Origin of the sequence: Rugamonas violacea (genome assembly GCF_016461825.1) — a bacterium.
Taxonomy (GTDB): domain Bacteria; phylum Pseudomonadota; class Gammaproteobacteria; order Burkholderiales; family Burkholderiaceae_D; genus Rugamonas.
In genome coordinates this window covers 1-14108 of sequence record NZ_JAEMNU010000005.1, presented here as the reverse complement: position 1 = coordinate 14108, position 14108 = coordinate 1, and the positions used below count along the sequence as shown (strand labels likewise).

The following is a 14108-nucleotide window of genomic DNA, read 5'->3' as shown; positions in this document are numbered from 1 at the left end:
TGCTCGAGAAAATCGGTGGGAACGGCGCGCACATGAAAATGAATGTTCGGTATCTTGCCGGCGCAAACCTGCGCATACCATTCGGCGTTGTAGCTCTGGTGGAATTCGCTGTAGTGGTTCTCTTCCGTGCAACCGATGCTCGGAAACCTCGTGCCGTAATAACTGGGATTGTTATTCGTTTGCTTCTGTGAAAAGACATCGTCATGCCAGACCAGCAGTCTCACCTTGACCGGATGGTCGGCGCGGCCGGCTATTTCCTTCAGCAAGTCGCCATAGCGCTGGCCTATTTCGGCCGCGCCGCCGCGTATCAGCACCATGCCGGGGTCGAAACCCCAAGTGATGATGTCAACGCTGTGCTTGGCCTGTTTGAGGTCGCGGGCGATTTTCTTAAACACCTTTTCGCCGCAAATCAAAGGTTCGATCCGACAGCGATGGCGTGGGTAATAGACCGGATGGGGCGCCCTGACGAACCAGGGTTGCGAGAGGCATTGGTAGGGAGGGGATTCTTCCGGGTAGGACAACTCTTGCACATACAAAGTGACATTTTTGTTCATAAAGTTCATGGCGTTATCCCCGTCAATCACGTCGTCAGGTCGTCATTCGGTGTCGGCGGCCTGGTCGCCCAGGACGGGGTTGGCAAGCATTCTGTCCTGCTCCCGTGTGGCATGCGCCTCATTGAGCGAGCCGGCGGTATTGGCGTATCCGTGATAGCCCACCCCGGCGCTGACTTCGTGCAATTCAGTCTGTGGCTTCGATGGAACGGCATAGCGATGGCCATTGGGAAGCTCCAGTTCATATTTGGAGTGCATGTCCAAATCGTGTTTGAAGGTCATATTGCCGTCGTCGCCCAACGTCCCCCGCTCCGCCACTGCGCCGTCCTTGTACAGCGTGTAGGGCATTCGGCCGTTGACACGGCCACCAGCCGCCTCGTGGCTATTCAGATGGAAAGAGCCTTTCCCGTCAAGCGCGGCTTGCGGCGGCTGGACCACGGCCATGTCCATGTTCTTCGGCCCGACCAAGCTGTGCTTCGCCGCATGCGCAACGAAGTTGCCGTTGGTGCCCAGCTCGATGCCGCCGGCGCCGAATTTGGCGTAACTGCCGCCGCCGTTAATCACCACCTCCTCCTTGGCGTTGATGGTGATGCGGTTGGCCGTTTGCGTGATGCTCAGCTTGGCAAGCAGCTTGATGCTATCCGACAGCGCGCGCATATCGATATCGCCGGCCGCCGCCACCATCCGCATGCCGGCCTTGTGCACGAACAGGCGCAAAGCCTGCCGGACGCTGGCGAACAGGCTGCCGCCAGTGGCGATGGACAGGTCTTGCCCCGTGGTCAGCGCCGTGTGCTGGTCGCTGGCCACATGGACGCTGCCCCTGGTCGTCGCTTCGATGCCCGCCGGGCTGGCCAGCACCAGGTGCGGCGCGGCCAGTTGCGGAAAACTTGCGTCGGCGCCGCTGTCGCCGGTGCCACCCTGGATATCCCGGTTCTGCGCCTTGACGGCCTGCGCCACCTTCACCTGCCCTTCATCATCCTGCGCGCCGTACTGGCGCGCCAGTTTCGCCAGCGCCTCGTGCTGGCCCTGCGCCGCGTTCAGCCGCTGCAGGGTCTCGCCCAGGTCCTTGATGTGCGAAGCCGCATTGGCCCGCGCCTCGGTGGTGATGAGCATGCCCCGGTTGGCGCGCGCCACGCCCCAGGCGTTGGTGGCCAGTTCCCAGCCCTCGCCGCGCGCATCCATGCGGCCCTCCGAGGTTTCGATTCGGCTGATGCTGCCGAGCGACAGCTGGCTGTGCTGGTGGTCGCTTTTGAGCTGGGCCTGCATGGCGCCCTTGGTGTCGTCCAGTATCAGGTGGTTGCCGCCGCCATCGTCGCCGGCGCCCAACTCGCGGCTGCGCAAGCCCGCCAGCGCCATCTGCGCCGGCAAGTGCCACGGCGGCGGGTTGTCCCGGTTGTAGACGACGCCGGTCACGATGGGATGGTCGATGTTCCCGTCGAGAAATTGCACCACCACCTCCTGGCCGATGCGCGGCAGACACATCTGTCCGAAATGCTGGCCGGCCATCGGCATCACGACCCGTATCCATGGCGAGCTGGCCTGGTCGAATATGCCCAGCCTATCCCAGTGGAATTGCAGCTTGATCCGGCTCAGCTCGTCCGTGTAAATCTGCGCGCCGGGCGGGCCGACGACGATGGCCGTCTGCACGCCGGGGTTGGGACAGGCCTCGCTGTTGTGGCGCCGGCCCGGCCGCCAGCGGATGTCGCGGCGGATGCAGACAAAAGTGTTCTGGTATTCCGATTTGCCATCCGGCCCGGCCGGGTAATTGTTGCTGGCGCTGTGCTCCACCGACAGGATGAGGTAGTCGCGCGAACCGACGTCCGGTTTCATCCCCTCGCCTTGCGCCGTGCGGCGCGGTTCGGCGCTGAAATGGCCGTCCAGCTTGAAGGTGCGGCCGGCTTGCGCAGCGCGATCATTGCCGCCCGCTTCGAAATACTCGGTCCGCTGGTCTTGCTCCTCCATGCGACGCTGCGCCAGCACGTCGCCGTCGCTCAGATTGGCGTAACCGTAGGCGCCGGCATTTTCGTAGCATTCGTAGTCGGCCACGTCGCCCTGCTCATTGAGGGAGTAACCGTTGACCAGTTGCGGACGGGGGCTTTTGTAATTGAAACTGGCCAGCGTCAGCTTGCCGGAGCCGAGCTGCCGCACGGCCTGCCACTGGCGGATGCCGTCCGCTTCCTGCGAGCCGGCCCCGGCGCGAAATTGCATGGCATCCGTGACGCCGAAGGCGCGCGTCGCGTCTATCGCTTCGGCCTGCATCGAGTTATCGCTGAGAATGAGCGTGTGGCCGTCGGCGCGGTGCTCGTAGGCATAGTAGAGTCCGCCATCTTCCCAGCGCCGGTGCAGGTGGTTGTAGTCGGTTTCATTGTGCTGATTGGCGCAGCTGAGCTTTCTGTCGTCATAGTCCAGGCTCAGCCGGGTTTTCCAGTCGCGTTGGCGGTAATGGGCGAACGTCGTCTCGCTCAGTTCGATGACGCTGCGGTGGTGGAAGGAAACGTTGTCCTTGCGCAGCCTGGCGAAGGCCAGCCACGGCTTGAGCACCATCAGGTAGTGGGCGAAGCCGCCATCGGCGCGCACCAGGCGGAAGCTGTTGACGTAGCCGTTCATATGGCGCGCGCTGCCGTCCTCGCGCGTGAGGGCGATGGTCACCATCCTGCCCATCATGCTTTTGAGCGAAATGGCGGCATCGTCGGACAACACCCCGACCTCGATGTGGAAGTCGCGCGACAACTCTTCGCGCATCAGTAGCGTGTTGACCAGCATGACCGCGCCCCTGGGACCGTCCTCGTGCGGAAAATCCATCCGCATCAGGCGATGGTTCTGCGCGTCGGCGCCGAATACCGACAGCGCGCTCATGGCGGCCTGGAAGAATTGTTGAGCCATGGATGCTCCCTCCTTGTTTGCTACGGGTTCGTATGCGCCACGGACGGATGTAGCAAGTAGCTGACCGCGCTCCTCGACACCTTGCCGTCGCGTCCGCCGAGAAAGGCATCCCAACCCAGGCGCCGCCCGGCGCCGGGTTTGCTCGTCAGTACCAGGCGTCGCAGGCATGGCGGACTCAGGAGAAGGCGCACCTCGAATTCCAAATTGGGCAAACCGAACAGCGTCAGCATTTTCGCCAGCGCGACGGCGGCCGCGCGGCGCGGCAGGAAGCGCTCAAAGTCCGCCGGTCCCAGTGGACCTATGTTGAGCCGCACGCGGATATCGTGACGCCACAGCCGGCCGCCCAGCGTGGCGCCGCAGCCGAGCCGGAAGCAAGGTCCGCCGAGTCTGCCGCGCTTGTTTTCCGGGATGTGGTCCCAGCTGCCGACAAATTGCTCCAACCCGACCGGCACGGCAAAATAGTCCGACAGCACGCGCGAGACCGTGCTGGCCGCTATGGGACGGGTGCGCAGCAGCGCGGCATAGTAGGCGGCGACATCCTCCGTGACGCCGCCCTGCGCATCGGCACGCGCGAAGGTGTCGCCTTGCATTCCAGCCAGCGCCATCAATAGCGGCAATTGGCCGTCCGTGCCCCGGGTATCGAACTCGTGCTCCAGGCGATATTTCTCCCCGGCCTGGTAGAACATGCACACCATGCGATGCGAAAGCATGTCCAGAAATGCGCGGGCGCTGGAGTCACCCCCTTGGCTTTGCGCGGTGGCGATGCGCTCGGTGGTGTGAAAAGGGAGAGTGCCATTTACGCCCAGCAAACCAATGAACGTGGGCGTCAGCGCAATCTGCATCGCCGGGTCCGCCTGCAATGCCTGCAGCAGCGCCACATCCGTGCCGGCCGCCACGGGCCGCGTCGACAGCGCCTCGATCTCGCTCGCCGGAAAACTCAACGCAAGGCTGTTCCGAAAGCGCAGCACCCGCGCAAACGCCTGCTCATAGGGAACGCCGTTTTGCCCCAGCCAGCGCAGCAAAATACGCACCGCTTGAACAAACTGAAATTGCTGGGGCTCATCAAGCAGGCGCTGCATTACACTAGATTCACGCTGCCGCTTCTTGGCTTGCATCGTATCAATTCCTTCCCGGATTGTTGTGACAGCACGAGCAATTCGATGAAGCTGTTCATCTGCACATACTGGCCAAGAAACTGGTCGATGACTTGAACAAACAGATGCAGGCCGCTACCGACATAGGCCTCCTCGTCGAGCGTCATGCCCACCTCGATGCCGTGCACCAGTGAACTGCCATATTTGTGCCGCATCCAGATCGCCGTTGCCGCATGTTCGAGTGCGACGATGCCGTCGATCTGACGCCGCGTGGTGGGTGATTGCGGCAAGTCGTACAAGGTCAACATTTCGCGAAACGCCGGCAATCCCGCTTGCGCCAGCGAATGGTGGTTGAGCGTCAGGTGGGAAATAAGCCGCCAATGCATGCCGAAACTCGCACTGTAGCGATACGCCTGGCTGGGCCGGCGCAGGAAGCGGACGGTGTAGCTGTCGGCGTCACGCAGCGGCGTCAATTCGCCGCCCGCCTGGCCATATCTGAGCAGACTCGGCAAATTCCGGTTGGTGCAAGTCAACTCGATCGACAGGCTGTTTTTTTCGATCGCCAGGGGATTGAAGTCGCTATCAATCAGAGTGATGCTCTTTTCATTGCCGGGACTGACAAGGGCAAGCGCCGGATCGTTGCGCAGCATCCAGTAATATCCTTTTTGGGTGGAATCCTCGCCGTGGCGCAAGGAGTAAAAGGGGCGGAAATCGGTGACGATTTCTTTCTGTTCGCGCCGCCTTACCATCCTGACTGCATCGATGGAATACACTTCGAAGGCGGCCGGATGGGTGGCGTCGGCCAGGACGCCATAGTCGGCCGTGCGATGCGTCACGGATATCGGCTGGCCGGGCCGCTGGAACAAATTGACGGCAGGACTGCATCCCAATAGCAGGTTGGCGGCCGACAGACTGCCCAACATGCGCGCCATGTTGGAGTCCGGCGGCAATCCGGCCAGGGCCAGGTGCAGGGTGAAGCGCTGACAGGTTTCAGGCAAATGCGTTTGCAAGGCCGCCAGGTCGATATCGACAAAGTTGAATTTTTCGGGAAAGACAAAGTACTCGCTTAACACCCGATACGATGCGTGCGAACGGGCGCCGAAGGGAAGCAGCTCGTCGTCATCGGCGAAGCCGACCGGCGCCAAGGGCACGCTCGGCAGCGCCATCCAGCGCGCCTTCCCGACTTCGACATACGCCTGCACCGCGCGCATGAACAGCGCGTCGCGCAGTGCCGCGCAAAACGACGGTTCGCCGTCGATAAACACGCGCAAGGTCTTGAGTCCCGTTCTCACCGCGCCTTCGACGACAATGCTGAGCGAGGCGCTGGCGGCCGGATGCATGGCCATGGCGGCCGGCGGCCGTATTGCCGCCTCAAACCGGGCGGCGCTCAGCCGTATCGGCGCCAGCACAACGTCGTAGGTGGTGCGGAATCGGCAGCGCACGCCATCGACGGCGACGGTATCGACTTCGCTGCCCCGTGGGATGGTGAACACCGCTGCCGCGCCGGTCGACTTGATTGGCGGGCATGCCGCGCGCACGATCGCACAGGAAGGAAACGGCCGCAAATAATGCGGGAACAGCGCCTCGAACAGGGCCTCGGTGAATTCCGGGTAGGCGTCATCGAGCCGCTTGGCGATGCGCGCGGCAATCAAGGCGACGGACTGGAACGTATGCTCGACGTGCGGATCCGGACAGTTTTCTTCACCCAACTGCAACCGACTGCCGACCTTGGGATAGCGGTCGGAAAACTCGCGGCGCAGCCGACGCAAATAGACCAGTTCGCGCTCGAAATACGGCAGCAGATTCTCCATCATCGACGGTCCGGTTGCGCTTGCGTCATCGTGAACTCCTCTATCGCCCGAGGCAAAAATGACGGGCCGGTATGCCAGTATCGATCGATTGCCAGCGAGAAATTTGCGCTGGCGCAAAGAAGAAACGTCGGCGTCAAAAGAACGCCACGCCTGCCTGGACTTGCGAAAGGGAATTTTCATGAGAAATATCAACAGCCCCCACAAACGCAACTCCACACTACCCGGACGGTCAAAGTCCGCACCGGACAACAGGGAGAGCGCGATGAGTTTGCCATTGAAAATCTTGTGGTCGGAAGGTCTCGCCCTGGATGCCCAGCACTTGCAGCAACTGGACCGCTATCACGAAGCGCGGCTCCAGCACATCGCTGGCGTACTCAATCCGCATGCCTGGGGTGTGCATACGGCGCAGTGGGATGTCGACGGTCTGGCCAGAAATTCGCTGTACGCGGTCGCGCTGTCGCTGATTTTCAAGGACGGCGAAATCTTTGATGCGCCCCACTCCGATATCCTGCCGCTGGCGATTGACCTGAACAAGCTCCCCGCCGAGGAACAAAGTTTCACCTTCTACGCCGCGCTGCCGGTCATGAAAGCGCATGGCGGCAATCTATCGAGCCTGGATGCGCCGCACGCCGCCGCGCGATATTCGCCACATGGCGCGCAAACGCCGGACCTGTTCACCGACGCCATCTGCATCGATGTTTCCTATCTGAAGAAGACCCCGCGCTTGCTCTCAGATCAGGAATCGCACACGGCCTATGACTGTTTTCCGGTTGTCAGAATACGCCGCCGGGCCGACAGCAGTTTCGAACTCGACCCCACCTACATGCCGGCCAGTGTATCGGTCAACGCCAACCCGGCCCTGCGGGAGATGTTGCGCGTCCTGCTGGGCAAGCTGGCGGCCAAGACCGAATCGCTCTACCTGCTGCAACGTCAACCGAAGGGGCATACCGTCGAGGCCAATAGCGGAGATATCTCTTCGTTCTGGATGCTCGGCATCATCAGTGGCGCCGGCGCGTCCTTGAGCCACTGCGCCAAATCCGGACACTACCCGCCAGAGCACCTGTTTGAAAAAATGACCACCTTGGCGGGCGGTCTGATGGCGTTCTCAACAAAATACTCGATCAGCAATTTACCGGCGTACGATCACGAGAATCCCGCGCCGGGGTTTGGCACGCTCAACGCCATCATCTGCGAGCTGCTCGAGACAGTCGCATCGTCGAGATATGTCAGGATTGCGCTCGACGCGGACCCGGTCAGCGGCCACCACCTGGGGCGGCTCGACGCCGCATCAATCGCTGCCGGCACCACGCTGTATCTCGCGGTGAACGCCGACATGCCTGCGCTGAGTTTGGTGGCGGCCGTGCCCACGCTGTTCAAGGTTGGCTGCAAGGAAGACGTTCAGGCCTTTGTCCGCAGCGCTTTGCCCGGTCTGGCGCTGGTCCATATGCCGCAGGTTCCGGCGGAGCTGCCGCTGCGCCCCAACACTTATTACTTTTCCATCGAGAAAAAGAGCGAGCGCTACGAGGCCATGGTGAAGGCGCGGGACATCGCGATTTATGCGCCGGGCACGGTCAAAGACCTTAAACTCGAATTGTTCGCCATCACTGCTTGAGCCGGCCTGCGGCTGCGCGAACGTCCGCGCCGGCACAAGGTGTTCGAGCCCGGGCCGCGACGCCCCCCGCCATGCTCTCAATTTCCGGACGAAAAAAAGCCGGGACGACAGACGCGCTGTCGTTCCCGGCCCGTTCGGCCCGTCCGCGCCTGCGCGCGGCGGCATCCGCCCGGCGCTTAGCGCGCCTTGGCGGCCTCTTCCGGACGCAGCTTGGCGGCCAGCTTGTCGAGCACGCCGTTGACGTATTTGTGGCCGTCGATGCCGCCGAAGGACTTGGTCAGCTCGACCGCTTCGTTGATGACGACGCGGTAAGGGATTTCCAGGTTGTTCTTCAGCTCGAAGGCGCCGATCAGCAGCACCGCGTGCTCGATCGGCGACAGCTCGTGGATGCTGCGGTCGACCAGCGGCGCGAAGGTCTCGCGCAGGGCCACGGAATCCTTGATGGTGCCGTACAGCAGCACCGTGAAGTGGTCGCTATCGGCCTTGTCGAAACCGTGGGCGGCGCGGATGTTGTTGACGACCTTGGTGGCGTCCTCATTGTTGAGCAGCCACTGATACAAACCCTGCAACGCAAACTCCCGCGCGCGGTGGCGCGGCGTACGGTTCTTGCTAGGGTTGGCGTGCAAAGTTTTCTCTATCATGGTTTCTTACCTGTTCTTAAATACGTTCTACAAAATCCGGCGCGCGGCGGCCGCACTGGCCGGGACCGCGCCCCGTTCTTACTCTTCGTCGCCGGCGTCCGGGTTCAACTCTTCCAGCGCGATGGCCAGATTGGCCATCTCGACGGCCACGCGGGCCGCCTCGGCGCCCTTGACGGCCATGCGCACCTCGGCCTGCTCGTCGTTCTCGGTGGTCAGCACGGCGTTGGCGATGGGAATGCCGAAGTCCAGGCCGATGCGGGTGATGCCGGCGCCCGACTCGTTCGAGACCAGCTCGAAGTGGTAGGTCTCGCCACGGATGATGGCGCCGAGCGCGATCAGCGCGTCGAACTGTTGCGATTCGGCCATCTTTTGCAGGATCAGCGGAATTTCCAGCGCGCCCGGCACGGACACGTGCAGCACGTCCTCGTCGGCCACGCCCAGGCTCTTCAGCTCGGCCAGGCAGGCGTTGCGCAGGCCGTCACAGACGACCTCGTTGAAACGGGCTTGGACGATGCCGACGCGCAAACCTTCGCCGGAGAAATTGCTTTCGTAGCTGCCTACAGTCATGGGATACCTCTTCTCAATGTTGGGTCAATCAATCAATTATTCGGGTTTGGCCAGATAGCCGGTCACTTCCAGGTCGAAGCCCGTCATCGACGGCATCTTGCGCGGGCTGGCCAGCAACTGCATCTTGCTCACGCCCAGGGCGCGCAGGATTTGCGCGCCGATGCCGTAGCTGCGCAGGTCCATGCTGGCGGCGCGGCCCTTCGGCTTGGTTTCCGGCGCGTCCAGGGCGGCGAACTGGGCGAACAGCTGGTCGGCCGTCTCCTCGCAGTTGAGCAGCACCATCACGCCGCGCTCGGCAGCCTTGATGGCCGCCAGCGACGAGGAGATGTTCCACGAGTGGGTGGTCGCCTCGGATTCGAGCAGGTCGAGGATGGAGACCGGCTGATGCACGCGCACCAGCGCCTCCTTGCCCGGCGCCAGGTCGCCGTGCACCAGGGCCAGGTGGGCCGAGCCGCTCGGCTTGTCGCGGAACGCGATCAGGCGGAAACTGCCGTGCGCGGTGTGCAGCGGGCGCTCGGCGATGCGCTCGACCAGGCATTCGTTCTGGCTGCGGTAGTGGATCAGGTCGGCGATGGTGCCGATCTTCAGGCCGTGTTCCTTGGCGAACTCGAGCAGGTCGGGCAGGCGCGCCATGGTGCCGTCGTCCTTCAGGATCTCGCAGATCACCGAGGCCGGCGTCAGGCCGGCCATGGTGGTCAGGTCGCAACCGGCCTCGGTATGGCCGGCGCGCATCAACACGCCGCCCTTTTGCGCCTTCAGCGGGAAGATGTGGCCGGGCTGGACGATGTCGGCCGGCGTGGTGTCCTTGGCCACCGCCACCTGGATGGTCTTGGCGCGGTCGGCGGCGGAGATGCCGGTGGTCACCCCCTCGGCCGCCTCGATCGAGACGGTGAAATTGGTGCCGAAGGCGGTGCCGTTGCGGGCGGACATCATCGACAGGTTCAATTGGTCGCACCGCTCCTCGGTCAAGGTCAGGCAGACCAGGCCCCGGGCGTGCTTGACCATGAAGTTGATCGCCTCGGGGGTGACAAAGTCGGCCGCGAGTACCAGGTCACCTTCGTTTTCCCGGTCTTCCTCGTCGACCAGGATGACCATGCGCCCTGCGCGCAGTTCGGCAACGATTTCTTCGGTGCTGGAAATTGACATTTTTTAATCCTTTGAACGAAGCAGAAACTTACCCTAACCTGCTATTTTAAAGGATTTAGCGGGCGGCAACCGCAATTAAGGGTTTTCCGACGCCATTTGGCGGCAAACATGGTTAATTGTCCAGAGGGGCGCGAAACAATCGCGGCGGCGCGCTGCGCCGGAGATGGCCGGGGCCCGGGGGCCGGGCCGGCGCCAACACCAGCACCGCGCGGGCGGCGCTGGCGGCGGCCTGATTGGCCCGCCGGAATGTCGGCAGGGACTATTGCTGCGCCAGCATCACTTTCGTAAACACGGTGTGGCCGTCGTTCAAGTCGGCCATGTTGGCCGGCTGCGCCAGCCACAGCTCGCCTTTGACCTCCCCATCGTCGCGCCGGCCGATGGTCATTTTCAACTGCCGGTTCAGTGCCACATAGGAATTTTTCCCCGTGCTGACGATTTCGATCTTCTTGCCCGAATCCAGCGTCGCATACATCCGGGTCCAATGCGTGGTCAAGGCCAGCGTTTGGCCGTTCGACAACTCATACACACCGATGTAGGTGTCGAAATCCGCCGACAAGCCACGGTGTAGCGCCGCCGGCACCGAAATCACCGGCGCAACCTCCTGCGCCACGGCGGCCATAGAAATAACACCCACGATCATACCTAGCAATATCCTGCTCATGATAATCCTCCCATGCCTACATTGCGGTTGATACCCTGTGGCGCCATTACTTGCGAATAGCACCTCAGTACAATATAGGTCAGATTTTCTTATCCGATAGCACAGAATTGCACCGGCAAAAGCCGCCGGCGCCACGCCGCTCCCGGGCCGGCGCCCGGTCTAACCGGCCTTGGCGACCGACAACATGCGCTCGACGTAACGGGCGATCAGGTCGATCTCCAGATTGACCTTGCCGTCCACGCGCAAATGCTTGAGGGTGGTCATGGCGATGGTGTGCGGGATCAGGTTGATCGAGAACTGGCAGACCAGCTCCTTGCCGCTGCCGATATCGCTGACCCGGTTGACCGTCAACGACACGCCGTTGACCACGATCGAGCCCTTGAAGGCCAGATACTTGGCCAGCTCGTGCGGCGCCTCGACGACCAGCTCCCAGGATTCGCCGACCGCCTCGAACTTGCGCACCACGCCGAGGCCGTCGACGTGGCCCGACACCAGGTGGCCGCCCAGGCGCTCGGCCAGGGTCAGCGCCTTTTCCAGGTTGACCTCGGTGGTGGTGTCCAGGCCGACGGTGCAGTTCAAACTCTCGCGCGAGACGTCGACCACGAAGCCGCTGGCGGACTTCTCCACCACCGTCATGCAGGCGCCGTTGATGGCGATCGAGTCGCCCAGCGCGACGTCGGCCAGCGGCAGGCCGCCGGCGTGGATGCTCAGGCGCACGCCCGCCTCCAGGCCACCGGCCAAGGGTTGGACCGATTCAATTTTGCCGATGGCGGCGACGATTCCAGTAAACATGCGATACCAATCTTAAAGTGGGTTGAATCTGGCAAGGATACGCACATCGTCGCCGATCTGCTGCACCTCGTGGAATTTCAGGCGGCGCTGGTCCGCCAGCGACGTCAATGGCGGCAAGGCGAACATGCCCTGGGCCTCGCCCAGCAGGGTCGGCGCCAGGTACAGCAGCAGCTCGTCGACGCAGCCCTCGCGGATCAGCGAGCCGTTCAGCTTGGCGCCGGCCTCGACGTGCAGCTCGTTGATCTGGCGCCGGCCCAGCTCGCGCATCAGCTCGGCCAGGTCGACCTTGCCGGCGGCATTGGGCAACATGATAATTTCCGCGCCGGCGGCGCGCAAGGCGGCCTCCTTGTTGGCGTCGGGCACGGCGGCGGCGATCCAGGTGCCGCCGCCGGCCAGCACGCGCGCCGCCGGGGCGATGTCGAGCCGGCTGTCGACGACGATGCGGCGCGGCTGGCGCGGCGTGTCGACGGCGCGCACATTCAATTGCGGATCGTCGGCCTTGACCGTGCCGATGCCGGTCAGGATGGCGCAGGCGCGGGCGCGCCAGGCGTGGCCGTCGGCGCGCGCCTCCGCTCCGGTGATCCACTGGCTCTGGCCGTTGTGCAAAGCCGTCATGCCGTCCAGGCTGGCGGCGCTCTTCATGCGCACCCACGGCAGGCCACGCCGCATGCGCGAGAAGAAACCGATGTTCAACTCGTAGGCGGCGTCGGCCAGCAGGCCGCTCGACACGGCGATGCCGGCCGCCTCCAGCTTGGCCATGCCCTGCCCGGCCACCAGCGGATTCGGATCCTCCATCGCCGCCACCACGCGGCCCAGGCCGGCGCGCACCAGCGCGTCCGAACATGGCGGCGTGCGGCCGAAATGGTCGCACGGTTCCAAGGTCACATAGGCGGTGGCGCCGCGCACGTCATGGCCGCGCGCGGCGGCGTCCTTCAACGCCTGGATCTCGGCGTGGTCCCGGCCGGCGGCCTGGGTCACGCCGGCGCCGACCACGCGGCCGTCCTTGACGATCACGCAACCGATGTGCGGATTGGGCGAGGTGGTGTACAGCCCTTTGGCGGCCCATTGCAGGGCCAGCGTCATGCCTTCGAGATCGGTGCGAATTTCCACGGTGTGTTTGTCCAGTGTTGATCGGGCCGGCGGCGGCATCGCGGGGGCCAAGCCCGCCGCTCGCCAGCGCGCCCGTTTGAACGGGGCGGCGCAGGCCGGCACGACATTATAGGCAAATCCGCCGCCTCGGGTGGGCCGGCGGCGTCCCGCGCTACTCCGCCGCGCTGGCGCAGGTGGCCGGATGCAACTGCGGATCGCAGACCCGCAGCCGGCCCAGCATGTTGATGATGACCTTGCGCGTCTGCTTGCCCTGCACCAGCGACAGCGTGCCCCAGCGCGCCGCCAGGCTGTTGCCGGCCGCGCAGCTGCGGCCGGCGCCGTTGTAGGCCAGGTAGAGCGGCGCGGCGCCGGAGGAGAACGCGCTGTCGATGCGGATGCCGTCGGCCACCGGTCCCTGCTGGAAAATGGTCTCGTCGCCGCTGTTCGGACGGCGGTCGCCGTTGCGGTCGACGAACACCACCCAGCCCATGCGCCAGTCGGCGCCGCCCGGCTCCAGCGGCGCCAGCAGCACGCGGCCGCCGCGCGCGATCGCCTGCGAACGGGTCAGGTCGATGGCGCCGCACAGGTCGTTGACGGCGGCGCGCAGTTGCTGGTGCGCGATCAGTTCCTGGTAGGCCGGCGCGGCCGCCCCCGCCAGGATGGCCAGCAGCGCCAAGGCGAACAGCAACTCGACCAGGGTGGCGCCGGAGCACCTCATGGCCAGCAGCGCAGCGAGGCGCCGGTGGCCAGGCGCAGGCCGCTGCTCGTCAGGCTCAGTTGGCCGCATTCCTCGTCCTTGTACTGCGGATCGACCTGGCCGGTGCCCGGCATGGCGATCAAACGCACGCATTGCTCGATGGTCTCGCCGTCGCAAGCCTTGCCCTCGATTTCATAGGCGCTGCTGGCGGCGCGCACGCCGCTCCACCACTGGAACTGTTTCTCCTCCGGATCGGTGGAGCCGGACGAGAAGGCGCTATAACGGTTGTGTTGCGAATAAAAGCGTTCCTGCTGCTGCATCAACAGCAGCATGACGGCCTGGGCTTCGGTGCGCCGCGTGCGCACGACGAAACTGTGCAGGCTGGGCACGGCCTGCGCCGCCAGCACGCACAGGATGACCAGGACCACCAACATTTCGACCAGGGTGAAACCGCTGCGCTCAGTCATGGCTAACTCCTTCTTTAAGGGCACTTCGAAAAACCACCAAATTGTCGTTCCGCATCGGCGGACCGCCGCGTACGCGGGAACCCATGCTAAGCCAATG

General features: G+C 63.7%; 12 protein-coding genes and 1 pseudogene. 1 reads left to right on the top strand and 12 read right to left on the bottom strand.

The features are described from left to right. From H7U20_RS01305 to tssF, 4 genes and pseudogenes are all read right to left on the bottom strand, one after another. Window positions 1-563, bottom strand: a pseudogene (locus H7U20_RS01305) (hypothetical protein); the annotation flags it as partial. A gap of 33 nt (window positions 564-596) precedes the next feature. Next, the gene (locus tag H7U20_RS01300; RefSeq protein ID WP_233410421.1) at window positions 597-3434 is read right to left on the bottom strand and encodes a type VI secretion system Vgr family protein; all 2838 of its coding nucleotides are present in this window, start codon (window positions 3432-3434) and stop codon (window positions 597-599) included. A 20-nt stretch (window positions 3435-3454) separates the two neighbouring features. Next, window positions 3455-4549 carry a type VI secretion system baseplate subunit TssG gene (gene tssG, locus H7U20_RS01295; protein WP_199517812.1) on the bottom strand — a complete coding sequence of 365 codons (1095 nt, stop codon included), beginning with the start codon at window positions 4547-4549 and terminating at the stop codon, window positions 3455-3457. Beyond that, entirely contained in the window at window positions 4513-6339 is a 1827-nt protein-coding gene (gene tssF / locus H7U20_RS01290) for a type VI secretion system baseplate subunit TssF (RefSeq protein WP_199517814.1), read from the bottom strand. Before tssF ends, tssG begins: the two co-directional genes overlap by 37 nt. Before the next feature lie 262 nt (window positions 6340-6601). Between tssF and tssK the strand changes: the two genes are divergently transcribed. Next, window positions 6602-7951: a type VI secretion system baseplate subunit TssK gene (gene tssK, locus H7U20_RS01285; protein WP_199517811.1), complete on the top strand. Its 1350-nt coding sequence runs from the start codon at window positions 6602-6604 to the stop codon at window positions 7949-7951. Window positions 7952-8127: 176 nt separating this feature from the next. Here the strand turns inward: tssK and nusB are convergent, their stop codons facing one another. From nusB to H7U20_RS01245, 8 genes are all read right to left on the bottom strand, one after another. Beyond that, window positions 8128-8592: a transcription antitermination factor NusB gene (gene nusB / locus H7U20_RS01280; RefSeq protein ID WP_199517810.1), complete on the bottom strand. Its 465-nt coding sequence runs from the start codon at window positions 8590-8592 to the stop codon at window positions 8128-8130. Window positions 8593-8670: 78 nt separating this feature from the next. After that, window positions 8671-9159, bottom strand: coding sequence for a 6,7-dimethyl-8-ribityllumazine synthase (ribH, locus tag H7U20_RS01275; protein WP_199517809.1), 489 nt, complete (start codon window positions 9157-9159; stop codon window positions 8671-8673). Between the two features lie 36 nt (window positions 9160-9195). Then, entirely contained in the window at window positions 9196-10305 is a 1110-nt protein-coding gene (gene ribBA, locus H7U20_RS01270) for a bifunctional 3,4-dihydroxy-2-butanone-4-phosphate synthase/GTP cyclohydrolase II (protein ID WP_199517808.1), read from the bottom strand. A 259-nt stretch (window positions 10306-10564) separates the two neighbouring features. Further along, entirely contained in the window at window positions 10565-10966 is a 402-nt protein-coding gene (locus H7U20_RS01265; protein WP_233410420.1) for a hypothetical protein, read from the bottom strand. A gap of 159 nt (window positions 10967-11125) precedes the next feature. Next, complete coding sequence (locus tag H7U20_RS01260) at window positions 11126-11758, bottom strand: riboflavin synthase (RefSeq protein WP_199517806.1); 633 nt, start codon at window positions 11756-11758, stop codon at window positions 11126-11128. A gap of 12 nt (window positions 11759-11770) precedes the next feature. After that, window positions 11771-12841 carry a bifunctional diaminohydroxyphosphoribosylaminopyrimidine deaminase/5-amino-6-(5-phosphoribosylamino)uracil reductase RibD gene (gene ribD / locus H7U20_RS01255; RefSeq protein ID WP_199517813.1) on the bottom strand — a complete coding sequence of 357 codons (1071 nt, stop codon included), beginning with the start codon at window positions 12839-12841 and terminating at the stop codon, window positions 11771-11773. Between the two features lie 178 nt (window positions 12842-13019). Continuing rightward, on the bottom strand, window positions 13020-13565 hold the full coding sequence (locus H7U20_RS01250) for a GspH/FimT family protein (protein ID WP_199517805.1): 546 nt from the start codon (window positions 13563-13565) through the stop codon (window positions 13020-13022). Beyond that, window positions 13562-14011 (bottom strand): type IV pilin protein, encoded by a 450-nt coding sequence (locus H7U20_RS01245; protein ID WP_199517804.1) that lies wholly within the window; start codon window positions 14009-14011, stop codon window positions 13562-13564. Before H7U20_RS01245 ends, H7U20_RS01250 begins: the two co-directional genes overlap by 4 nt. Window positions 14012-14108: the final 97 nt, after the last annotated feature.